Raw genomic sequence first — 21,168 nt, 5'->3', positions numbered from 1 at the left:
GCGAGCATTCGGAGAACACAGGACGCTAGGCCCGCGGCAGCGCCGCGGCGGGGCGGGGCGGCGGCGCGGCAGCGCGGCAGCGGCCCGCGGCGGGGCGGCGGCGGGGCGGCGGCGTGGTAGCGCAGCAAATCCGGCGCAACGGCAGGCGGCGGCGCGGCAGCGGCACGGCAGCGGGGCGGCGGGCGGCAGCGCGGGCAGCGGCACGGCAGCGGCCCGCGGCGCGGTGCCGGGTTGCCGGCGGCGCCGGCGCGGCGGCACCACGGCGCGACGGCACCACGATGCGGTGAGCGCCCTCGGGCGCACCGAGTATCCGGAAACAGCACTCCCGGGCGGCCCCCACCCGGACGCGGCGCGGCAGCGCAGCAAGTCCGGCGGGGCCGCGGGCGGCGGCGGGCAGCGGCACGGCAGCGCAGCAAGTCCGGCGGGGCCGCGGGCGGCGGCGGGCAGCGGCACGGCAGCGCAGCAAAACCGGCGCAACGGCGCGCGGCAGCACGGCAACGGCACGGCAACCCAGCAAAACCGGTGCGACGGCGGGCGGCAGCGCGGGCAACGGCACGGCAGCGGCCCGCGGCGCGATGCCGGGTTGCCGGTCGGCGCCAGCGCGGCGGCACCACGGCGCGGCGGGGGCGGCACCACCGTGCGACGGCACCACCGTGCGGTGAGCCCCCTCAGGCGCACCGAGCATCCGGAAACAGCACTCCCAGGCGGCACCCACCCGGACGCGGCGCGGCGACGCAGCAAATCCGGCGGGACGGCGCGCGGCAGCACAGCAACGGCACGGCGGCACCAGCTCGGCCGCCGCGGGATGCGGGGGCAGCCGCAGCATGGGCTTGCGGCCGCCCCGCCGCGCGCTACGCACCGGGGGCGAGCCGGGAACCGCTCAGCTTCGGCGCGTCAAGCGCCCCACCAGCCCCGGCTTGCGCCGTGTTCGCAACCGTCCCGCGAGCGCGTCCTCCAGCAGGCGGCCGACCGTCTCCTCCGCGCACGCCCGGTTGGCCCCGATCCCGCCGGACGGTCCTCGCTTGATCCAGCCCACCACGTACGTCCCCGGCGCCACGCGGCCGCCGTCGTTCGGGATCGTGCCGATGTCCTCGTCGAACGGCAGTCCGGGCAGCGGCGCGCCGCGGTAGCCGACGGCGCGCACCACTCCGCCCGCGGGGATCTCGACGTCCCCCGACACCCGGATTCCCCGCACCCGCGAGGCACCGAGGATCTCCTCCGGCGCGGCGTGGAACCGCAGCACGATCCGCCGCTTGCCGGGCTGGGGCGGCGCCGTCCAGTCGACCGTCTCCTGCTTGCAGTCGCGCAGCAGGGCGGCACGCGGCGACGTGTCGATCGCCTCGGTGATGCGCGGGTCGTGCGCGTCGACGACCAGGTCGATGTCCTCGTGCTGGGTCAGCGCCAGCAGCTCGGGCGTGGTGTACGCCGCCGCCTCCGGACCGCGCCTGCCGAGCAGCACGACCTCCCGCACCCGGCTCGACTTCAGCCGCTCCAACGCGGCCGGGGCGATCGAAGTGCCCTCCAGCGAACGCGGGTCCGTCGTCAGGATCCGCGCCACGTCCAGTGCCACATTTCCCGTCCCGACCACGACGAGCCGTTCCGCCGACAGGTCGACCGCGTCCGCGGGCACGTCCGGGTGGCCGTTGTACCAGGCCACCACCGTCGTCGCCGCGACGCTGCCCGCCAGGTCCTCGCCCGCGATCCCCAGCCGCCGCGCCGAGGACGCGCCCACCGCGTAGATCACCGCGTCGTGGCGGCGCGCCAGCTCGTCCACCGTGACGTCCCGGCCCACCTCGACGCCCAGCCGCATCCGCAGCCGCGGGTGGTGGTGGTACCGCGCGAACGTCTCGCCGATCTTCTTGGTGGACGGGTGGTCCGGCGCGACCCCGTACCGCACCAGCCCGCCCGCGACCGGCAGCCGGTCGATCAGCGTGACCCGGGAACTGGTGTGCAGCAACAGGTCCTCGACCGCGTACATGCCGGCCGGCCCGGTGCCGACGACCGCGACGTCCAGCGCCGGGAAGTCGGCCGGGATGGTGCGGCTGAACACCGGCGGGCCCCACGCGTGGAAGTTCGGCGCGGGATCGGCCGCGGCCGGCTCGCGGTCGGCGTAGAAGTCCGCGTTGATCCCGGCGTAGGGCCGCATCGACTCGGCCAGCGCGTCCACCGGGAAGATCGCGTCGACCGGGCAGGCGTCGGCGCACGCGCCGCAGTCGATGCAGCTGCGCGGGTCGATGTAGAGCATCTCGGTGGTGCCGAAGTCCGGCTCGTCCGGCGTCGGGTGGATGCAGTTGACCGGGCACACCGCCACGCACGACGCGTCGTTGCAGCAGGTCTGGGTGATCGCGAAGGCCATGGTCAGAGGAGGTTCGCGCGCTTGTAGAAGACCGTGGCGGCCTTGGTCAGCAGGCCGGCCGAGTCCAGGAACTCCATCAGCCCGGCGCAGCTCGACCGCAGCATCGACTTGTGGTGCTCGTTGGCCTTCGCCTCGCGCAGCGCGCGCTTGGTGTCGAGCCCGGCGTTCGCGTAGACCTTCGGGTTCCACATGCTGCTGACGATGAAGTACGCGGCGATCGACACGACGAGCGCGTTGTACTGGCGGCCCAGCGGCCCGGTCTTCCTCAGCCGCTCACGGGTCTCCTCGCGGGCGAACTTCATGTGCCGCGACTCCTCGACCACGTGGATGTTGTTGATGGTGCGCACGAACGGCACTACGCGCTCGTCACGCATCCAGTCACGCTGCATCACGTCGAGGACCTCTTCGGCGACCAGGATCGCCGCGTAGGCGGCCTCGCCGCGGGCGGTCGTCTTGAAGAACCGGCCCAGCTCGACGGCGAGCCGGCGCGGGCGGTAGGCCGGGGCGCGCAGCTTCGCCGCGCCGCGCGCGAACATGATCGAGTGGCGGCACTCGTCGGCGATCTCGGTGAGCGCCCACTGGAACGCCGGGTCGGTCGGGTCCTTGGCGTAGAAGTCGCGCAGCACCATCTGCTGCAGGATCATCTCGAACCAGATGCCGGTGCTCGCCACCGACGCCGCCTCCTGGCGGGTCAGCTCGCGCTGCTGCTCGGGGGTCATCTCGTTCCAGTACGCGGTCCCGTACAGGGTGCTCCACTCCGGGCTCGCGCCGTGGTAGCTCGTGTCCAGCGGGGTGTCCCAGTCGACCTCCTTGACGGGGTCGTAGGACAACGTCTCGGACGAGTCGAGCAACCGCTGCGCGACCGACCGGTGGTCAGGCTGCGCAGTGTCCGAGTGCTCGTGTGCGCCGACGCTGGTCATGGCACCCTCCCGATTGCCTGTTACCTCGGTTTACTGTTACCCAAGGTAACACACATCGGCTACGGCGCAAGAGGGCGACCGCCCGTGACCGAGCACCGCGATTTCCTGAAACGGGTATTTCGGCCCCATCACATCGGCGCCTGCCGGGCCTACCGTTTCCGGCATCACCGAAGGAAGGGCGGATGCCATGGAGATCAACAGGATCGGGCGCGACGTCAGCGTCCTGAGCGACCAGCTCGAGGTGCCCGGCATCGGCTTCCTCCCGGTCAACGCGTTCGTCCTGCACGGCGCCGAACCGGTCGTCGTCGACACCGGGCTGAGCCTGCCCGGCCGCGGCTTCCTGGACGCGCTCGGGGCGGTGATCGACCCCGCCGACGTGCGGTGGATCTGGCTCACCCACCCGGATCGCGACCACACCGGCGCCCTGTTCGAGCTGCTCGAGCTGGCCCCGCGCGCCCGCCTGATCACCACCTACCTCGCGATGGGCATCATGTCGACCGAGCGCCCGCTGCCGGTCGAGCGGGTGTACCTGCTCAACCCCGGCCAGACCCTCGACGCGGGCGGCCGCACGCTGACCGCCTTCCGGCCGCCGCTGTTCGACAGCCCGGCCACGGTCGGCTTCTTCGACCACAGCAGCGGGGTGTGCGTCAGCTCGGACTGCTTCGGCGCCCCGATGCCGACCGCGGAACTCGCCACGTGCGACGACGTCGCTAACGCCCCCGCGGACGCGCTGCACGCCGGCCAGCTGCTGTGGGCCGCGGTGGACAGCCCGTGGGTGCACAACGTGGACCACGACCGCTACCTCGCCACGCTGGCGCCGCTGCGGACCTTCGACCCGGCCGTCATCCTGAGCACCCACCTGCCCCCGGCGCCCGGCCGCACCGCCGAGTTCCTGGACCGCGTCGCCACGGCCCCGGACGCGGACCCGTGGGTCGGCCCGGACCAGGCGGCGCTGGAGCAGATGCTGGCGACCTTCGAGCCGCCGGAGCCGCACCCGGTGTCCTAACCGAACAGCAGCGAGCTGCCGTGGGCGCGCTTGAAGTACAGGTGCGCGTCGTGCTCCCAGGTGATCGCGATCCCGCCGTGCAGCTGGATCATCTCGGCCGCGGCGTGCCGCAGTGCTTCCGAGCACACAGTTTTCGCGGTGGCCGCGTCGAGCGCGAGGTCGTCCCCGGTCAGTGCGCCGTACAGCGCCGAGCGGGCGGCCTCGACGTGGACGTGCACGTCGGCCATCCGGTGCTTGAGCGCCTGGAAACCGCCGATGGGCCTGCCGAACTGGCGCCGCTGCTTGGTGTACTCGACGGTCAGCTCCAGCGCCCTGGCCGCGGCGCCGGTCTGCTCGGCGGCCAGCGCCACGGCCGCGGTCCAGCGCAGCCGCTCGGTGTCGAACCCGCCGGTGTCCAGCCGCCGCGCGGGGGCGTCCGCCAGCGTGACGACCGCGAGACGGCGCGTCGGGTCCAGGGTCGTCACGGCCTCCCGGCGGCTGTCGGCCGGTTCGACCTCGAACAGGCCCGGGCCGTCCGGGGTGCGCGCCACCACCAGCAGGACGTCCGCGTGGTCGCCGTCGAGCACGTAGTGCGCCCGGCCGCCGACGCGCCCGTCCCGGAACTCGCACGCAGGCGACCAGCGTCCGTCCTCATCGGACCACGCCAGCGCGGCGAGGCTGCTGCCCGCCGCGATGCCGGGCAGCAGCCGACGGCACGCCTCGTCGTTGCCGGTCAGCAGCAGGGCCTGCCCGCACAGCACCGCCGAGCCGAGCATCGGCGCCGGGGTGAGGGTGCGGCCCAGCTCCTCCAGCACCACGCACGCCTCGGCCAGCCCGGCGCCCGCGCCCCCGTACTCCTCCGGGATCGCCAGCGCCGCGACGCCGATCTGCTCGCACAGCGTGGACCACAGCTTGTCGTCGTAACCGAGGGGTGAGTCCATCGCGGCGCGCACCGCTTCCGGCCCGGACCGCCGGGTCAGCAGGGCTCGCACGGACTCGCGCAGCGCCCGCGCCTCCTCCGTCCACATCGGATCGATCATCGCGCCAGCACCCGCCCGCGGTGGAACCCGCCGTCGCCCCATGCGCCGACCAGGGCCCGCACCTTCGTCAGCCGCAGGCCGAGGTCGTGTTCGGCGGTGTAGCCGATGGCGCCGTGGACCTGCAGTGCGGTGCGGGCGGCGAGGTGGGCGGCGTCGCCGGCTTTGACCTTGGCGGCCGAGATGTCCTGTGGGCTGCCGGTGACGGCGGCGCCGTGCACCAGGGGCCGGGTGAGTTCGAGGTGGGTAGCGACGTCGGCGAGCAGGTGCTTGATCGCCTGGTACTCGCCGATCAGCCGGCCGTACTGGCTGCGTTGCTTCGCGTAGGCGACCGAGGCGTTCAGCAGCCATTGCCCGGCGCCGAGCAGCTGCGCGGCCACCGCGAGCACCCCCAGGTCGAAGGCGCGTTCCGGGACCGGGCCCAGGGAGACCGCCGCACCGTCCACCCGGAACAGGCGGCGGGCCGGGTCGATCGAGCGCACCGGCTCCGGCCGGGCCGCCCGGATCTCGTGCGCTTCGCCGTCGCGCAGCGCGAGGACAACCTCCGCGATGTCGGCGTCCAGCGCGAGGTGCACCTGCGGCGGCGCCACCACGGTGGCCAACGCCTCCCCCGACGCCAGCGCCGGCCACCACGCCTGGGCGGCCGGGACGGCGGGCGCGACCGCGGCGGTTTCCACCAGCGGTCCGGGGACGGCGTGGTAGCCCAGGGCCTCGAACGCCACGACCAGGTCGACGGGACCGGCGCCGAGGCCGCCGTGAGCTTCGTCGATCAGCAGGGCGGGCACGCCGAGTTCGGCCAGGCCGCGCAGGAGTTTGAGGCCGGGTTCGTGCCGCCCGTGCGCCCAGGCGCGGGCGGCGGTGGGGGTGTCGGCGCCGGTGAGGTAGTCGTGCAGGCTGGTGGCGAAGTCCCGGTGTTCGGCCGACAGCGCGAATCTCATCGGCGGGCCTCCTTCGGCAGTCCCAGGAGTCGTTCGGCGATGGTGTTGCGCTGAATCTGGTCGGTGCCGCCGTAGATCGGGCCGGCGAGGGAGAACAGGTAGCCGTCCACCCAGGCCTGGTCGGTTTCGGCGTGCGGGCCGAGGATGTCGAGTGCGGTTTCGTGCAGGCCGAGGTCGAGGTGGGACCAGAACAGCTTGTTGACGCTGGATTCCGGTCCGAGCTCGCCGCCCTCGGCCAGCCGGGAGACGGTGCCGAAGGTGTAGAGCTGGTAGGCCCGCGCCCCGATCCACGCATCGGCCACCCGGTCCCGCGACGCGGCCGGTTCCCCTGCCGATCGCCAGAGGTCCACGAGCCGGTTCGCGGCGGCGAGGAAGCGGCCGGGGCTGCGCAGGGACAGGCCGCGTTCGTTGTTGGCGGTGGTCATCGCCACCCGCCACCCCTGGCCCGGTTCGCCGATCACGTCGGCATCGGGCACGAACACGTTGTCCAGGAAGATCTCGGCGAACCCCGGCTCCCCGTCCAGTTGCGGGATCGGCCGCACGGTCACGCCCTCGGCGCGCAGGTCGAACATGAAGTACGTCAGTCCGCGGTGCCGCCGCTCGCCCGGGTCGGTGCGGAACAACCCGAACGCGCGGTCGGCGAAGGCCGCGCGAGAGGACCAGGTTTTCTGCCCGGACAGCAACCACCCGCCCTCGGTGCGCACCGCGCTGCTGCGCAACGCGGCGATGTCGCTGCCGGCTTCGGGTTCGGACCAGGCCTGCGCCCACACCTGCTCACCCCGCGCCATGGCCGGCAGGATCCGCTCCCGCTGCTCGGCGGTGCCGTGGGCGAACAACGTCGGGCCCAGCATGAAGATCCCGTTCTGGCTGACGCGCCCGGGTGCGCTCGCGGCGTAGTACTCCTCCTCGAACAGCACCCACTGCAACAGCGACGCGTCCCGCCCGCCGTACTCGCGCGGCCAGGACACCACCGACAACCGCGCGTCCGCCAGCTGCGCCTCCCACTCGCGGTGCGCCGCGAAGCCCTCCGCGGTGTCCATGGACGGGAGCCTGGGCACGTGTGCCGCCAGCCATTCCCGCACCTCGTCGCGGAACGCCGCCGACTCGGCATCGATGTCGAGGTCCATCAGCGCTGCGCCCCGTCCCGCATCGACCGCGCGTCCTGCCCACCCAGCGAATCCGTGGAGGTTTCGGCGTTGTGGGCGTGCGCGAAGTGGTGCAGCCCGAACACCGAGTCCATTCCGGACCGCAAACCCATCAGGTCCTCGGCCTGGTTGACCGCCTTCTTCGCCAGCGCGAGCCCGAACTGCGGCATCCGCGCGATCGTCTCCGCCAGCTCGAAGGTCCGCGCTTCGAGCTCGGCGTGCGGCACGACCCGGTTGACCATGCCCCACTCCTTGGCCTGCTGCACGCTGAACCGCTCCCCGGTGAACAGGACTTCCTTCGCCGCCCGCGGACCCAGCACCCACGGGTGCGCGAAGTACTCCACCCCTGGAATGCCCATGCGCACCACCGGATCGGCGAAGAACGCGTCGTCGGAGGCCACGATGAGGTCACAGACCCAGGCCAGCATCAGCCCGCCCGCGATGCACGCACCCTGCACCGAAGCGATCATCGGTTTCGGGATCTCCCGCCACCGGCGGCACATCCCCAGGTACACCTCGGACTCCCGGGCGAACCGCTGATCCCCGCCCTCACGCGTCGTGTGGTCCCACCACACCACCGCCCGCCGCTCGAACGACTGGTCCACATCCCGCCCGGGCGTGCCGATGTCATGTCCCGCCGAGAAGTGCTTGCCCTCCCCCGCCAGCACGATCACCTTCACCTCGGCGTCGTCCACCGCGCGGGTGAACGCGTCGTCCAGCGCGTAGGTCATCGCCGAGTTCTGCGCGTTGCGGTACTCGGGGCGGTTCATCGTCACCAGCGCCACCGCGCCCCGGCGCTCGTACCGGACCACGTCCTCGGTCATGCGTTCTCCTCACCTCAGCTGCCGCTTCAGCACCTTGCCGGAAGCGTTGCGGGGTAGCTCGTCCACGAACTCGACGAGCCGCGGGACCTTGTAGTTGGCCAGCCGCTCCCGGCAGAACCCGATCACCTGCTCGGCCGTCAGCCCGGCGCCGACGACGAACGCCTTGCCGACCTCGCCCATGCGCTCGTCCGGCACCCCGACGACGGCGACGTCGCGCACGCCGTCCAGTTCGGTCAGGGCGTGCTCGACCTCCGCCGGGTAGACGTTGAACCCGCCGCAGATGTACATGTCCTTGAGCCGCCCGGTGAGGGTCAGGTAGCCCGCGTCGTCGAGTTCGCCGACGTCGCCGGTGTGCAGCCAGCCCTGCTCGTCGATCGCCTGCGCGGTCGCCTCCGGGTCGTCGAGGTAGCCGAGCATCACGTTGGGCCCGCGGACGACGACCTCGGAACCGCGGATCGCCACTTCGAACCCGGCGGTGGCCCGGCCGGACGTGCGCGCGACCAGCTCCGCGTCGTCGCCGGGGCGGCACATCGTCACCACGACCGCCTCGGTGAGCCCGTACGCGGTCAACACCGTGTCGAACCCCAGCTCGGCCCGCATGCGCCGGACCAGCGAGGCGGGCACGGTCGCCGCGCCGGTGACCGCCAGGCGCAGCGACGAGGTGTCCCCGCGGTCCGTTTCCTGGAGCAGCGACTGGAAGATCGTCGGCGCGCCGGGCAGCACGGAGATGCGCTCGCGGCGGATCGTCGCCAGGGTCGACCGCACGTCGAACACCGCCTGCGGCACGATCGTGGCCCCGGTCAGCAGCGCGACCACGATCCCGGCCTTGTAGCCGAAGCTGTGGAAGAACGGGTTGATCACCAGGTACCGGTCGTCGGCGGTGACCCGGCCGCACTCCGCCCACGCCGCCGCCACGTCGACCACCTGCCGGTGCGCCGACAGCACCCCCTTCGAGCGGCCGGTGGTGCCGGAGGTGAACAGGATGTCGCTGACGTCGTCGGGCCGGACGGCGTCCGCGCGCGCCTCGACCTCGGCCGCGGGCACGCGTGCGGCGAGGAACTCGTCCCAGCCGAGGGTGCCCTCGACGGGGCGATGCGGTTGTTCGAGCGGGACGCGGACGACGGTGCCCAGGTCGGGCAGCGCGGCGCCGGTCGCCTTGATCGCGGCGTGCCGGTCGGCGCCGAGGAAGTCCGCCGCGACGACGAGCGCCTTGGCGCGACTGCGGACCAGCAGGTCCACCGTCTCGGCGGCGGTGAACCGGGTGTTGACCGGCACCAGGACCGCGCCCGCGTACAGCGCGCCGAGCGCCGACAGCACCCAGTGGGACGTGTTCGGCAGGTTGATCGCAACGCGGTCGCCGGGCTGGATCCCGCGCGCCGCGAACGCCCCGGCTACGGCCTGAACACGTTCCAGGAGTTGCCGGAAATCAAGCCGGACGCCGCCGTCGACCAGCGCCTCGGACGAGCCGAACTTCGCCGCGGCGTCACGGACGACGGCCGGGATCGTGGTCTGCCCCACCGCACCCTCCCCTGGACCGACAAACTAGAACGTGTTCTCATTACCCTAGGTGCCCGGTGGGCCGGGCAGCAAGGAGGCGTGCGTTGGAGCTGACGCGGTTCCGTCGTGAGGTCGCGGACTGGCTGGCGGACAACCTGACCGGTGAGTTCGCGGCGCTGCGTGGGCTGGGCGGGCCGGGGCGGGAGCACGAGGCGTTCGACCTGCGGCTGGCGTGGGAGCGGCACCTGGCGGCGGCGGGGTGGACCTGCGTGGGCTGGCCGAGCGAGTTCGGTGGGCGTGGGTTGTCGCTGGAGGAGCAGGTCGCCTTTCACGAGGAGTACGCGGCCTCGGGGGCGCCGGCGCGGGTCAATCACATCGGGGAGCAGCTGCTGGGGCCGACGTTGATCGCGTTCGGCACGCCGGAGCAGCGGGCGCGGTTCCTGCCAAAGATCGTGGCGGTGGAGGAGCTGTGGTGCCAGGGCTACTCCGAGCCCGGGGCCGGATCGGATCTGGCGGCGGTGTCCACCTCGGCCGAGCTGCGCGAGGGCGAGTGGGTGGTCAACGGGCAGAAGATCTGGACCTCGCTGGCACACGTCGCGGACTGGTGTTTCGTGCTGGCCCGCACCGAGCGAGGGTCCCAGCGCCACCGTGGGTTGTCGTATCTGCTGGTGCCGTTGCGGCAGGCGGGGGTGACGGTGCGGCCGATCCAGCAGCTGACCGGGACCTCGGAGTTCAACGAGGTGTTCTTCGACGACGCCCGCACCCCCGCTGGCATGGTGGTCGGTGAGCCGGGTGAGGGGTGGCGGATCGCGATGGCCACCCTCGGGTTCGAGCGCGGGGTGTCGACGCTGGGCCAGCAGATCGGGTTCCGCCGCGAGCTGGACGGTATCGAGGCGGAGGCCAAGCGGCTGGGCACGTGGGAGGATCCGCTGCTGCGGGCCGATCTGGAGCGCGCCCGGATGGGCCTGCGGGTGCTGCGGGCGCACGCGTTGCGGACGCTGGGGCAGGCGGCGGGGCCGGAAGTCGCGGTCGGCAAGCTGATGTGGGCGCAGTGGCACCGCCGCCTCGGCGAACTGGCGGTGCGGGCGCGGGGGGCGCGGTCGCTGGTCGCCGAGGGCGAGCTGGACGAGTGGCAGCGGCTGTTCCTGTTCACCCGGGCCGACACCATCTACGGCGGCTCGGACGAGATCGAACGCAACATCATCGCCGAGCGGGTGCTCGGCCTGCCCAAGGAGGCCCGGTGATCCCCCACTACCCGCCCGGACACCACCTGCTGGAGGACAAGGTCGTGGTGGTGACCGCCGCCGCCGGCACCGGCATCGGCTCCGCGGTCGCGAAACGCTGCCTCGAAGAAGGCGCCAGCGTCGTCGTGAGCGACTGGCACGAACGCCGCCTGGCGGAGAAGGCAGCCGAGCTGGCGGAGCTGGGCAAGGTGCACGCGATCACCTGCGACGTCACTCTTGAAGACCAGGTCCAGGGGTTGATTGCCGGGGCGGTGGAGCAGTTCGGCCGGATCGACGTGATGATCAACAACGCCGGCCTCGGCGGGACCCGCTCGGTGCTGGAGATGACCGACGAGGAGTGGTCCCGGGTCCTCGACATCACGTTGACCGGCACGTTCCGCTGCACCCGCGCGGTGTTGCGGCAGTTCGTCGCCCAGGGCGGTGGCGGGGCGATCGTCAACAACGCGTCGGTGATCGGGTGGCGGGCGCAGGCCGGGCAGGCCCACTACGCCGCCGCGAAAGCCGGGGTGATGGCGTTGACCCGGTGTTCCGCGCTGGACGCCGCCGAGCACGGGGTGCGGATCAACGCGGTGGCGCCGAGTTTGGCGATGCACCCGTTCCTGGCGAAGGTCACCAGCGACGAGCTGCTGCAGGAGTTGCAGGGCCGGGAGGCGTTCGGCCGCGCCGCCGAACCCTGGGAGGTCGCCAACGTAATGGTGTTCCTCGCCAGCGACTACGCCAGCTACATGACCGGTGAAGTCGTGTCCGTGTCCAGCCAGCACCCCTAGGGAGCCGTTGTGCCTGAAGCCTTTCTCCTCGACGCCGTGCGCACCCCCGTCGGCCGGCGTGGCGGTGCGTTGTCCGGGTGGCACTCCGCCGACCTGGCCGCGCACACCATCCGGGCGGTGGTTTCCCGGGCCGGAGTGGACCCGGACCTGGTCGACGACGTGATCCTCGGCTGCACCGACACCCTCGGACCCCAATCCGGCAACATCGCCCGCACGGCGTGGCTCGCGGCGGGGTTCCCGGACCACGTGCCCGGTGTGACCGTGGACCGGCAGTGCGGGTCCAGCCAGCAGGCCGTGCACTTCGCCGCGCAGGCCGTGCTGTCCGGCACCCAGGACTTGGTGGTGGCCGGCGGGGTGCAGAACATGAGCCGCATCCCCATCAGCGCCGCCATGCTCGCCGGGCGGGAGTACGGGTTCGACGACCCGTACTCCGGCTCCAAGGGCTGGCAGGAGCGCTACGGCAGCGTCGAGGTGTCGCAGTTCCGCTCCGCCGACATGATCGCCGAACACTGGGACATCACCCGCGAGGCCATGGAAGCCTATGCGCTGCGCAGCCACCAGCGTGCGCTGGAGGCGATCGATGCCGGACGGTTCACCGCAGAGATCGCCCCGGTCGATGACTTCTTGGTAGATGAGGGCCCGCGCCGGGACACCAGCCTCGAACGCATGCGGGGACTCAAGCCACTCTCCGAAGGCTCCCGGCTCACCGCTGCGGTGGCGAGCCAGATCTCCGACGGCGCGAGTGCGGCGTTGATCGCCTCGGAGTCGTTCGTGCGGGACCACGGCCTGACGCCACGCGCCCGGATCCACCACATCTCGGTGCGCGCGGCGGACCCCGTGTGGATGCTCACCGGACCTATCCCGGCGACGGCGCACGCCCTGCGCAAGGCGGGGCTCACCGTGGACGACATCGACCTCTTCGAAGTGAACGAGGCCTTCGCCAGCGTGGTGCTGGCGTGGCTCGACGAAACCGGCGCCGACCCCGCGCGGGTGAACGTCAACGGCGGCGGCATCGCCCTCGGCCACCCGATCGGCGCGACCGGCACGAAGCTGCTGGCCACCCTCCTGCACGAGCTGGAACGCCGCAGCGGCCGCTACGGCCTGCAAACCATGTGCGAAGGCGGCGGAACCGCCAACGTGACGATCATCGAACGGTTGTGACCGGACGGGAGGCGCACCGCGCCTCCCCTCAACCACCCAGCCGCTGAAGTATCTCCTCGGCCTGCGTGACGGTGGTGTCGATGATGTCAGCCACCGTCGGCAGGTCGTCGATCATGCCGACGACTTGGCCGGAGGCGAGGACGCCCGCGTCGGTGCGGCCCTCTACCAGGCCGGCGCGCAGCAGCATCGGAGTGTTGGCGGCCATGATGATCTGGCTCCAGCTCATCTCGTTGCCGTGTTTCATCGCCAGGCCCTCGCGGATCATGGCAGGCAGGGAGAGGCCGGTGAGCTTGCGGAAGCGCAGGGCGTTGCGGGCCGCCTGCAGTGTGCCCCGGACCCGGCCGGTGTCTTCCAGCTTCTCGACCAGCTCGGTGCGCAACACGCGGTGCGGGAGCCCGTCGACGCGCCGTGTCACGACGGTGCCGGTGAGGTTCTGCGCGAGGTAGACCCGCTTGACCTCCTCGGGCACGGTGCTTTCCTTGCTCAGCAGGAACCGCGTGCCCATCGCGACACCCGCGGCGCCGTAGGCGAGTGCGGCGGCGAGTCCGCGGCCGTCGAAGAAGCCACCCGCCGCGACCACCGGAATGTCAACAGCGTCGAGGACCGAGGGCAGCAGCAGGGTCGTGGCCACTCCCCCGGTGTGCCCGCCACCCTCACCGCCCTGCACGATCACGGCATCCGCCCCCCAGGCGGCGACCTTCTCGGCGTGCCGGGCCGCTCCGATGGAGGGGATCACCACGATGCCGTGATCGCGGAGCTTGGCGATCATCTCCTTGCGCGGCGCCAGCGCGAAGGACGCGACTTTGACGCCCTCGCGGATCAGCAGATCGACCCGCTCCCCCGCATCGGTGGCGTCGGCACGGAGGTTCACCCCGAAAGGCCGGTCGGTGCGCTGCTTGACCTCCGCGACGGCGGCTTTCAGTTCCGGGTAGGTCATGGTGGCCGAGGCGAGGATGCCGAGTCCGCCGGCTTCGGCGGTGGCGGAGACGAGGCGGGGGCCGGCGACCCAGCCCATTCCGGTCTGCACGACCGGGTGCCGCACCCCGACCAGCCGCGTGAGGGCGGTGTCCAGGGTCATGACAGGACTTCCTTGTCCCGCAGGCCCTTCGGGTCGAGCACCTCGCGGATCAGCCGGAGCTCCTCGTCGGTGGGCTCGCGGCTCACGCGTGCCCCGGACAGGTTGATTTCGAAACCGCTCGCCGCCGCGACCTCCTCGGGTGTGACACCGGGGTGCAGTGAGACGGCGCGCATCGAGTGATCCGGAGTGGCGAAGTCGAACACACCGAGGTTGGTCACCACGCGGTGCACGTCGTGGTACTTCAGTCCGGCTTTGGCGGCGTTGTCGTAGCCCACGCCCGACACGATGTCCACGGACTCGACGAACACGCGGGGGCTGTGGCGCGGCACCCAGTAGCTCGTGCGGTGGTTCGCGGTGTTGCCCGGCGCGCCCCGCACCCCGAGAAGCTGCTTCGTCGGGCGGGCGTGGTCGCCGATGGCGGAGATGTTCTGGTTGCCGAACTTGTCGATCTGGTTGGCGCCCATCACCACGTGCCGCCGCCCGTGCGGGACGATGGTGTCGAGCATTTTGCGGAACGGCTGCCACCCCTCCACATTGCCCTCGACATCGATCAGATACGCCTCGCCGTCGGAGAGCAGCAGGTCCGGCTCGAAGGTCAGGCGGGCGAGTTTCGCGCCCAGCGACGGGATGTAACCCATCGGGCTGGCCACGATCTCCCCGTCGCCGCGGAACAGTTCGGCCACCGCCACCACGGCGATCTCGGCCCTGGTCGCGCTCATCCCGCCGCCTCGAATCGATCCACCTCGGACAAGTACCGTGCCTCGTCGCCGGACAGGAACCGGTCCACGAACCCCGGCCACGCGTCCAGGTCTTTCGCACAGGCCACGTAGTGCTTCTGGAACCGCTCGTCCCGGCCGTAGTCGGGCACCGCGGTGGTGAAGTGCGCACCCCGCGGCGCCTCCACCACCCCGTCCACGCAGCCGCGGTTGAGCAGCAACGACTGCACCGGCCCCGTCAGATCCGCGGTGTCCACCACCTTCTCCACCGAGACGAACCGCTTCTTCGCGGCCAGGCAGAACAGGTCGTCGAAATACGGATCCGGGCCGAGATACTGCGCATTCCCCCGGGCGTCGGCGCGGTTGAGGTGCACCAGCGCTACATCGAGTTCCTGCGCGGGCACGGCCACCAATTCTTCTCCATCGGCATAGGGTGAGCGCACGGTACGCAGGCCGGGATTGACCCGCATGACCTCGGAGCCCAGCCCGGCCCGCAGCGGCAGGAACGGCAACCGCTGCGCGGCGGCGGACAGGGCGGCGGCGAACATGCCCTCGTCGTATTCGGTCACCTCGATCGCCCCGGTCTCCCGGGCGCGGCCGAACCACGGGTCGAACGGGATCGAGTCCAGCGTGACGAACCCGAACACCACCCGCCGCACCTTCCCCGCCGCACACAACAACCCAACATCCGGCCCGCCATACGACACGACCGTGAGGTCACGAACGGGCGTCCGCAGCAACGCTCGCACCAACGCCATCGGCTTGCGCCGCGAGCCCCAGCCGCCGATGCCGATGGTCATGCCGTCCCGGACTTCCGCCGCGACCTCGTCGGTGGTCATGCGCTTATCGGCCATTGAGGAACTCCTCCCGAGCCTCATCCGAGGCGCCCAGCAGGTTCAGCTCGAAAGTGAACCCCTGCTCGAACCGGTAACTGCGGTGCACGTGCTGGGTGTCGATCCCGTTGAGCGCCTCCTTCGCGGCCCGGATCACCCGCGGATCCTTCGCGGCGATGTCCCGCGCCACCGCCAAAGCGCTCTCATCCAGCTGTTCACGCGGCACCACCTGATACACCGAGCCGAACGAGTGCAGCTCCCCGGCGGTGATGGTGCGCGCCGTGAAGTACAGGGTGCGCATCAGGTGCTGCGGCACCAACCGCGCCAGGTGTGTGGCCGCGCCCAGGGCACCCCGCTCCACCTCCGGCACCCCGAACGTGGCGTCCTCCGAGGCGATCACCACATCGGCGTTGCCGACCAGGCCGATCCCACCGCCCAGGCAGAACCCGTGCACCGCCGCCACCACCGGCACCGCGCAGTCATACACCGCACCAAAAGCCGCGTAACAGCCCTTGTTCGCACCCACGAGTGCCTCGTAGCCCGCGGTGCGCTGGATCTCCTTGATGTCCACCCCGGCGTTGAACCCGCGGCCCTCCGCCCGCAGCACCACCACGCGCACATCCGGATCCTCCCCCGCGGCACGCACAGCGGCAGCGAGGTCGAACCAGCCCTGCACCGGCAACGCGTTCACCGGCGGGAAATCCACCGTGACGATCTCGACGTGACCGTCGCGTTTGGTCAGAACCGGCATCAGGACGCTCCATAAACGGGTTCGGGCGCGGGCGCCTCCGCAATCAGCTTCTCCACCACCGGACCCAGCTCGGACGGCTCCCACCGGGCACCCTTGTCCACGAACGGGCCGTGCCGCCACGCCTGCGCCAGTGACACCTTCCCGCCCTCCACCTCGAACACCCGCCCCGTCACACCGGAAGACTCCCTGCTGCCGAGCCACACCACCAGCGGCGAGACGTTCTCCGGCGCCATCGCATCGAAGCCCTCGTCGGGACGGGCCATCGTGGCGGCGAACACCTCCTCGGTCATTCGGGTCCGGGCTGAGGGGGCGATCGCGTTCACCGTCACGCCATACCGCTGCAGTTCGGCCGCCGCGACCACGGTCAGACCCGCGATGCCCGCTTTCGCGGCCGAATAGTTGGACTGGCCGACACTGCCCAGCAGACCCGCCCCGGAACTGGTGTTGATCACCCGCGCACTCGGCGTCCGCCCCGCCTTCGCCTCACCGCGCCAGTACTCCGCGGCATGCCGCAACGGCGCGAAGTGACCCTTGAGGTGCACCCTGATCACCGCGTCCCACTCCTCCTCGCCGAGGTTGACCAGCATCCGGTCCCGCACGAAACCCGCGTTGTTCACCAGCACGTCCAGCCGCCCGAACCGCTCCAGCGCCGTGCGGATCAACGCCCGCGCACCGGCCCAGTCGGCGACGTCGTCGGTGTTGGCGATCGCCTTCCCGCCCAGCGCCTCGATTTCCGCCACCACCTGGGCGGCCGGACCGTCCCCGGTCGCGGAACCATCGAGCGCGACGCCGACGTCGTTGACCACCACCCGCGCGCCCTCCGCGGCGAACGCCAGCGCGTGCGCCCGCCCGATCCCGCGGCCGGCGCCGGTCACGATCACCACCCGGTCCTGGCACAGAGTCATGAACCCTCCCGATCGACATCCGCGGCCGCCTGGAACGCGGGCACCTCACCGCCGCCGTGCACCTTCAACGTCGCACCCGAGACGTAGGAAGCCAGCGGCGAAGCCAAAAACGCCGCACACCGGCCGACCTCCTCCGGCTCCGCAAGCCGCCCCAACGGCACCGTCTTCCCCACCGCTGCCACGTCGCTGCCGTAGTGCAGATGCGCCTGCTCGGTGCGCACCAACCCGACATCCAGCGCATTGACCCGCACCTTCGGCGCCCACTCCACCGCCAAACTCGCGGTCAGGTTGTCCAGCCCCGCCTTCGCCGCCCCATACGCGGCCGTCCCCGGCGACGGACGGGTCGCGGACACACTGGAGATCATCACGATCGACCCGCCCGAGCCCCGCTGCATCACCGCGTTCGCGTGTTGCGCGACCAGCAACGGCGCCAGCAGGTTCAACTGCACGATCTTGTCGTGGAATCGCGGCGACGCCTCCGCAGCCGAGGCGAACGGACTGCCACCCGCGTTGTTCACCACCACATCCAGACGACCGTGCTCGTCCACGATCCGGCCGATCAGCGCCGACACCTGCTCCGGATCACGCACATCGCATGCGATGAACTGGCCCGCCGGTTCCTCGGGCTCGCGCCGGGCGCAGGTCACGACGTGCGCGCCGCAGTCCTGGAACACCCGCGTGATGCCGCGGCCCACACCACGCACCCCACCGGTCACCAGGACCACGGCGCCGGCCAGGCCCAGATCGCTCTCCACTCCCCAAAACTAGAACATGTTCTCGTCAGGGACAAGGTCGCTGGTCTGGGCGCCGGTCACGCCGCACGAGAACTGGTTTCCACGCGGGTGCGGACCGCCCAGCGAGTCGCCGGGACCGTCCCCAGCCCGGCGGCGAGGAACACCCCGGCGAGCACGAACCAGCCGGGACGGCCCCAGGTGCCGACGAGCAGCGTCATCAGCGCCGGGCTCAGCATCTGCGCGCCGGCCTGGGCCGTGGCGGCCAGGCCCTGGTAGCGGCCGGTCGCGCCGGGCGGGGTCAGGTCGAGGGTGAGCGCCCACTTCGCGGCGATGAACCACAGCTCGCCCGCCAGGTGAGCGGCCGCGGCGAGCAGCACCAGGCCGACGGCGATGGCGCCGCTGCCGCCACCCGTCGCGGCGAACAGCAGGCATGCCAGCGCGAGAGCGGCGCCCGACCAGACCGCCCGCGCGGCGCCGCGGCGCGGACCGGTGCAGCCGCGGCTCGCGACGACCTGCAGGAGCGCGACGCCGAGCGAGTTGACGATGACGACCACCCCCGCCAGCCCGGCGGGCAGGTGCGTGTCGCGGACCAGCCACAGCGGGAGCGCGGTCGAAACCAGGCCCCAGCACAGCGAAAGCAGGCCTGTCGTCGAGACGACCGCGAGGAACGCGGGGTCGGCGAGCACGGTTCGCGGCTTGCGCGCCCGAGCGACCGGCCGCACCCTCGGCACACGGGTGAGCAGCGCGGCGTAGGCCAGCGAGGTGAGCGCGTTGACCGCGATCAGGACGTGGAACGCGGCCGGGCTGCCCAGCGTCAGGCAGGCCGCTCCCGCCGCCGCGCCGACGGTGTAGCCGAGGTGGCTGGCGACCCGCTGCCGGGCCAGGTGCGCCACGCGGGTCTCCTCGTCGGCCAGCTGAGCGACGTAAGCGGTGCGGACCCCGGCGGTGGCGCGGTCGGCGGCCGTGTTGACGACCGCGACGGCCAGGAACACCGCGACGTGGTGGGCGAACACGAACGCGGCCATCGACACGCCCTCGACCGCGATCAGGGCGATCAGCAGCTCCCGCGGCCCGAGCCGGTCGGCCAGCGCGCCGACCGGTGTGGCCGCGAGCAGGCCCGCGCCGCCCGCGAGCATCAGCCCGAGGCCGACGACCGGGGCAGGCAGCCCGGCGACGGACGTGAAGTAGACCGCCCAGGTCGTGTACCACGCGCCGCCGCCGGCCGTGGTGACCAGCACGCCGAGCGCCAGCACCCGGAACGGGCCGGGCGGCGGGATCTGCTCGTGCCAGTAGCGATGCATCGCATAGACCTATCATGTATCCGTGAAACGTGAAAGTCGATGGTAGGGTCTGGGGCGTGACCTCCCTCGGATGGACCAGCGCCGAGCAGCCGGTGGTGGCGACGGTGACCGGGCTGGCGCGCGAGCTGGCCGACCCGATCCGGCTGACCGTGCTGCAGCTGCTCGCGCACGAGGGACCGCACGGGATGACCCAGCTGGCGGACGTGCTCGGCGTGAGCCCGGCGCGCCTGGGCAACCACCTGGCGAAGCTGCGGCAGGCCGGGCTGGTGGTGACGTCGCAGAGCGGGCGGCACGTCACCTACCGGCTGAAGGACCCCGCGATCACCGCGGTGCTGGACGCGCTGGCCGACTACGCGGGCGGCGCGCTCCCGCTGCCCGGACCGGCCGCGCCCCCGGAGCGGCTGTGCTACGACCACGCGGCCGGGCGGCTCGGGGTGGCCGTGCTGGACCACCTGCTGGCCGAGGACGCGCTCCGCCGCCGGGCCGACACCGACGAGCTGGAGCTCGGCCCGCGGGCGGCGGAGGTGCTGGCGCGGCTCGGCATCGACGCGGACTCGCTGACGGCGGGCCGCCGCAAGACGGCGACGAGCTGCCTGGACCGCACGCTGCGCCGGCCGCACCTGGGCGGAGCCCTCGGACACGCGATCCTGACCCGGCTGCGCACCGAGGGCCTGGTGGAGGTCGACGCGGACGGCCGAACGCTGACCCTCCGCCCCGACGCGGGTGAGCGGCTCAGCGATCTGCTGCCGGGGCTGGTGCTCGACCACTGACCACGATCTCGCCCTACCTGGCGGCCGCGGAACGGCCACCCCACTCGCCGCGTCGTGCAGAGCGGCAGCCGCAGGCCCAGCGGCCGACGGCTGGATCCCGGCACCCGGCGTGGAGGCCGGGTGCCGGGCCTGCGATCCCCGCGGCCTCGCCAACCTCAGGGCGCGATCGTCAGCGCGGCGATCCGCTCCCCGCGCAGCCGGAACCGGTAGCGCAGATCCACCTCCCCACCAGGAAAGTTCCCGGTCACGTGTTGCGCCACCGTCCACTCCCCCGCCGAGTGGGACGCCCCCGTCAGCGTGGCCGTGTACTGGTACTCCGTGGCCGCGCGGCGCAGCCACCCGTCGATCTCTTCCGTTCCGCGGTACGTCCGGCCGTCGTCGGTGACCACGGCGTCAGGGGTGAAGCCCGCGGCGCTCGGGGCGTCCAGGTAGTCGCGGATCGCCTGTGGCAGTTCGGTCATCGTTCCTCCTCAGACGGTCGGCACCGTGCCGCCGTCGATCGTGTGTTCCGCGCCCGTGATGGCGGCCGCCCGGCCGGACACCAGGAACGCCACCAGCTCGGCGACCTCCTCCGGCAGCGTGGGCCGTCCCAGCGGGATGCCGCCGAGCGCGGCCGTCAGCCGGTCCCACGCGGTCCGCTCGTCGACGCCGTCGGCCTCGGCCAGGCGCGCGACCAGGGCATCCGCCGCGGAGGTGCGGATCGCGCCCGGCGACACCACGTTCACCCGCACCCCGCGCGGCGCCAGCTCCTTCGCCAGCCCCTTGCTGTACGTGGTGAGCGCGGCCTTCGCGGCCGCATACCCGAGCGTCGCCTCGAACAGTGGCAGCCGCCGCTGGATGGACGACACGTGCACGACCGCCCCACCCGCCGCCACGTCCGGCAGCAGCGCCCGGTCCAGGCGCACCGCGGCCAGCAGGTTGAGGTCGAGCTCGTCCTGCCAGTGCCGGTCGGTCAGCGCCGCGAACCCGCCGCCCGGCGCGGACGACCCGCCCACGGTGTGCACCAGGATGTCCAGCGCCCCGAGCCGGTCGCGCACCTCCCGCACCACCGTCTCGACCCCGCCGGGCGCCGTGACGTCGGCGGCGACGAACGGGCCGTCGGCGTGGTCCGGGCGGGTGCGGGCGGTGGCCAGGACATCGGCGCCGGCGGCACGCAACCGGGCGACGACGGCCGCGCCGGTGCCCCGCCCGCCGCCGGTCACCAGG

Annotated in this window: 21 protein-coding genes; 5 read left to right on the top strand and 16 right to left on the bottom strand. The window is 72.4% G+C overall.

Going from position 1 to position 21,168, the window contains the following annotated elements:
- Positions 1-880: 880 nt before the first annotated feature.
- Together ABZ215_RS12940 and ABZ215_RS12935 are read right to left on the bottom strand one after the other, a co-directional pair.
- The gene (locus ABZ215_RS12940; RefSeq protein ID WP_354949608.1) at positions 881-2,356 is read right to left on the bottom strand and encodes an FAD-dependent oxidoreductase; all 1,476 of its coding nucleotides are present in this window, start codon (positions 2,354-2,356) and stop codon (positions 881-883) included.
- Between the two features lie 2 nt (positions 2,357-2,358).
- Complete coding sequence (locus tag ABZ215_RS12935; RefSeq protein WP_354949607.1) at positions 2,359-3,276, bottom strand: diiron oxygenase; 918 nt, start codon at positions 3,274-3,276, stop codon at positions 2,359-2,361.
- A 187-nt stretch (positions 3,277-3,463) separates the two neighbouring features.
- Here ABZ215_RS12935 and ABZ215_RS12930 point away from each other — a divergent pair, with 187 nt between their 5' ends.
- Positions 3,464-4,282: an MBL fold metallo-hydrolase gene (locus ABZ215_RS12930; protein WP_354949606.1), complete on the top strand. Its 819-nt coding sequence runs from the start codon at positions 3,464-3,466 to the stop codon at positions 4,280-4,282.
- Here ABZ215_RS12930 and ABZ215_RS12925 read toward each other — a convergent pair.
- Genes ABZ215_RS12925 through ABZ215_RS12905 form a run of 5 tightly spaced genes read right to left on the bottom strand, consistent with a single transcriptional unit; the run spans position 4,279 to position 9,723 of the window.
- Entirely contained in the window at positions 4,279-5,301 is a 1,023-nt protein-coding gene (locus tag ABZ215_RS12925; protein WP_354949605.1) for an acyl-CoA dehydrogenase family protein, read from the bottom strand. The two genes, ABZ215_RS12930 and ABZ215_RS12925, sit on opposite strands and share 4 nt — an antisense overlap.
- Positions 5,298-6,236 (bottom strand): acyl-CoA dehydrogenase family protein, encoded by a 939-nt coding sequence (locus tag ABZ215_RS12920; RefSeq protein WP_354949604.1) that lies wholly within the window; start codon positions 6,234-6,236, stop codon positions 5,298-5,300. Before ABZ215_RS12920 ends, ABZ215_RS12925 begins: the two co-directional genes overlap by 4 nt.
- Positions 6,233-7,363 (bottom strand): acyl-CoA dehydrogenase family protein, encoded by a 1,131-nt coding sequence (locus ABZ215_RS12915; RefSeq protein WP_354949603.1) that lies wholly within the window; start codon positions 7,361-7,363, stop codon positions 6,233-6,235. The genes ABZ215_RS12920 and ABZ215_RS12915 overlap by 4 nt, the downstream gene beginning before the upstream one ends.
- On the bottom strand, positions 7,363-8,205 hold the full coding sequence (locus tag ABZ215_RS12910) for an enoyl-CoA hydratase (RefSeq protein ID WP_354712762.1): 843 nt from the start codon (positions 8,203-8,205) through the stop codon (positions 7,363-7,365). The genes ABZ215_RS12915 and ABZ215_RS12910 overlap by 1 nt, the downstream gene beginning before the upstream one ends.
- A gap of 9 nt (positions 8,206-8,214) precedes the next feature.
- A complete protein-coding gene (locus ABZ215_RS12905) occupies positions 8,215-9,723 on the bottom strand; it encodes a FadD3 family acyl-CoA ligase (RefSeq protein ID WP_354949602.1) in 1,509 nt (502 codons plus the stop codon).
- Between the two features lie 83 nt (positions 9,724-9,806).
- Between ABZ215_RS12905 and ABZ215_RS12900 the strand changes: the two genes are divergently transcribed.
- The 3 genes from ABZ215_RS12900 to ABZ215_RS12890 are packed head-to-tail and all read left to right on the top strand — an operon-like array spanning position 9,807 to position 12,874.
- A complete protein-coding gene (locus tag ABZ215_RS12900; RefSeq protein ID WP_354949601.1) occupies positions 9,807-10,946 on the top strand; it encodes an acyl-CoA dehydrogenase family protein in 1,140 nt (379 codons plus the stop codon).
- Positions 10,943-11,713 (top strand): SDR family oxidoreductase, encoded by a 771-nt coding sequence (locus ABZ215_RS12895; RefSeq protein WP_354949600.1) that lies wholly within the window; start codon positions 10,943-10,945, stop codon positions 11,711-11,713. The genes ABZ215_RS12900 and ABZ215_RS12895 overlap by 4 nt, the downstream gene beginning before the upstream one ends.
- A 9-nt stretch (positions 11,714-11,722) precedes the next feature.
- Entirely contained in the window at positions 11,723-12,874 is a 1,152-nt protein-coding gene (locus tag ABZ215_RS12890; RefSeq protein ID WP_354949599.1) for an acetyl-CoA C-acetyltransferase, read from the top strand.
- A gap of 28 nt (positions 12,875-12,902) precedes the next feature.
- Here ABZ215_RS12890 and ABZ215_RS12885 read toward each other — a convergent pair whose 3' ends face one another.
- The 7 genes from ABZ215_RS12885 to ABZ215_RS12855 are packed head-to-tail and all read right to left on the bottom strand — an operon-like array spanning position 12,903 to position 19,192.
- On the bottom strand, positions 12,903-13,946 hold the full coding sequence (locus ABZ215_RS12885; RefSeq protein ID WP_354949659.1) for a nitronate monooxygenase: 1,044 nt from the start codon (positions 13,944-13,946) through the stop codon (positions 12,903-12,905).
- 2 nt (positions 13,947-13,948) lie between these two features.
- Positions 13,949-14,671, bottom strand: a complete 723-nt coding sequence (locus tag ABZ215_RS12880; RefSeq protein ID WP_354949598.1) for a CoA-transferase — start codon at positions 14,669-14,671, stop codon at positions 13,949-13,951.
- Entirely contained in the window at positions 14,668-15,522 is an 855-nt protein-coding gene (locus ABZ215_RS12875) for a CoA-transferase (protein WP_354949597.1), read from the bottom strand. The genes ABZ215_RS12880 and ABZ215_RS12875 overlap by 4 nt, the downstream gene beginning before the upstream one ends.
- Positions 15,512-16,252: an enoyl-CoA hydratase family protein gene (locus tag ABZ215_RS12870; protein ID WP_354949596.1), complete on the bottom strand. Its 741-nt coding sequence runs from the start codon at positions 16,250-16,252 to the stop codon at positions 15,512-15,514. The genes ABZ215_RS12875 and ABZ215_RS12870 overlap by 11 nt, the downstream gene beginning before the upstream one ends.
- Positions 16,252-17,157: an SDR family oxidoreductase gene (locus ABZ215_RS12865; protein WP_354949595.1), complete on the bottom strand. Its 906-nt coding sequence runs from the start codon at positions 17,155-17,157 to the stop codon at positions 16,252-16,254. Before ABZ215_RS12865 ends, ABZ215_RS12870 begins: the two co-directional genes overlap by 1 nt.
- Complete coding sequence (locus tag ABZ215_RS12860; protein WP_354949594.1) at positions 17,154-17,912, bottom strand: SDR family oxidoreductase; 759 nt, start codon at positions 17,910-17,912, stop codon at positions 17,154-17,156. Before ABZ215_RS12860 ends, ABZ215_RS12865 begins: the two co-directional genes overlap by 4 nt.
- Before the next feature lie 56 nt (positions 17,913-17,968).
- Positions 17,969-19,192 carry an MFS transporter gene (locus ABZ215_RS12855; protein WP_354949593.1) on the bottom strand — a complete coding sequence of 408 codons (1,224 nt, stop codon included), beginning with the start codon at positions 19,190-19,192 and terminating at the stop codon, positions 17,969-17,971.
- Between the two features lie 56 nt (positions 19,193-19,248).
- Between ABZ215_RS12855 and ABZ215_RS12850 the strand changes: the two genes are divergently transcribed.
- Positions 19,249-19,962, top strand: coding sequence for a metalloregulator ArsR/SmtB family transcription factor (locus tag ABZ215_RS12850; RefSeq protein ID WP_237336953.1), 714 nt, complete (start codon positions 19,249-19,251; stop codon positions 19,960-19,962).
- 155 nt (positions 19,963-20,117) lie between these two features.
- On the opposite strand, the gene ABZ215_RS12845 is transcribed toward ABZ215_RS12850, so the two are convergent.
- Together ABZ215_RS12845 and ABZ215_RS12840 are read right to left on the bottom strand one after the other, a co-directional pair.
- The gene (locus ABZ215_RS12845; RefSeq protein WP_354949592.1) at positions 20,118-20,423 is read right to left on the bottom strand and encodes a nuclear transport factor 2 family protein; all 306 of its coding nucleotides are present in this window, start codon (positions 20,421-20,423) and stop codon (positions 20,118-20,120) included.
- Positions 20,424-20,432: 9 nt separating this feature from the next.
- Positions 20,433-21,167: an SDR family oxidoreductase gene (locus ABZ215_RS12840; protein ID WP_354949591.1), complete on the bottom strand. Its 735-nt coding sequence runs from the start codon at positions 21,165-21,167 to the stop codon at positions 20,433-20,435.
- Position 21,168: the final 1 nt, after the last annotated feature.

Source organism: Amycolatopsis sp. NPDC006131, from assembly GCF_040614175.1.
Classification (GTDB): domain Bacteria; phylum Actinomycetota; class Actinomycetes; order Mycobacteriales; family Pseudonocardiaceae; genus Amycolatopsis_E; species Amycolatopsis_E tucumanensis.
Note: the sequence above shows the minus strand (reverse complement) of the source record. Positions and strands in the feature narration are given on the sequence as shown.

What these genes read in the sequence shown, in the direction of transcription:
- ABZ215_RS12910 (WP_354712762.1), bottom strand. Translation starts at nt 8,205, where the DNA reads ATGACCGAGGACGTGGTCCGGTACGAGCGCCGGGGCGCGGTGGCGCTG.
- ABZ215_RS12915 (WP_354949603.1), bottom strand. Translation starts at nt 7,363, where the DNA reads ATGGACCTCGACATCGATGCCGAGTCGGCGGCGTTCCGCGACGAGGTG.
- ABZ215_RS12870 (WP_354949596.1), bottom strand. Translation starts at nt 16,252, where the DNA reads ATGCCGGTTCTGACCAAACGCGACGGTCACGTCGAGATCGTCACGGTG.
- ABZ215_RS12875 (WP_354949597.1), bottom strand. Translation starts at nt 15,522, where the DNA reads ATGGCCGATAAGCGCATGACCACCGACGAGGTCGCGGCGGAAGTCCGG.
- ABZ215_RS12940 (WP_354949608.1), bottom strand. Translation starts at nt 2,356, where the DNA reads ATGGCCTTCGCGATCACCCAGACCTGCTGCAACGACGCGTCGTGCGTG.
- ABZ215_RS12845 (WP_354949592.1), bottom strand. Translation starts at nt 20,423, where the DNA reads ATGACCGAACTGCCACAGGCGATCCGCGACTACCTGGACGCCCCGAGC.
- ABZ215_RS12920 (WP_354949604.1), bottom strand. Translation starts at nt 6,236, where the DNA reads ATGAGATTCGCGCTGTCGGCCGAACACCGGGACTTCGCCACCAGCCTG.
- ABZ215_RS12935 (WP_354949607.1), bottom strand. Translation starts at nt 3,276, where the DNA reads ATGACCAGCGTCGGCGCACACGAGCACTCGGACACTGCGCAGCCTGAC.
- ABZ215_RS12880 (WP_354949598.1), bottom strand. Translation starts at nt 14,671, where the DNA reads ATGAGCGCGACCAGGGCCGAGATCGCCGTGGTGGCGGTGGCCGAACTG.
- ABZ215_RS12930 (WP_354949606.1), top strand. Translation starts at nt 3,464, where the DNA reads ATGGAGATCAACAGGATCGGGCGCGACGTCAGCGTCCTGAGCGACCAG.
- ABZ215_RS12925 (WP_354949605.1), bottom strand. Translation starts at nt 5,301, where the DNA reads ATGATCGATCCGATGTGGACGGAGGAGGCGCGGGCGCTGCGCGAGTCC.
- ABZ215_RS12865 (WP_354949595.1), bottom strand. Translation starts at nt 17,157, where the DNA reads ATGACTCTGTGCCAGGACCGGGTGGTGATCGTGACCGGCGCCGGCCGC.
- ABZ215_RS12855 (WP_354949593.1), bottom strand. Translation starts at nt 19,192, where the DNA reads ATGCATCGCTACTGGCACGAGCAGATCCCGCCGCCCGGCCCGTTCCGG.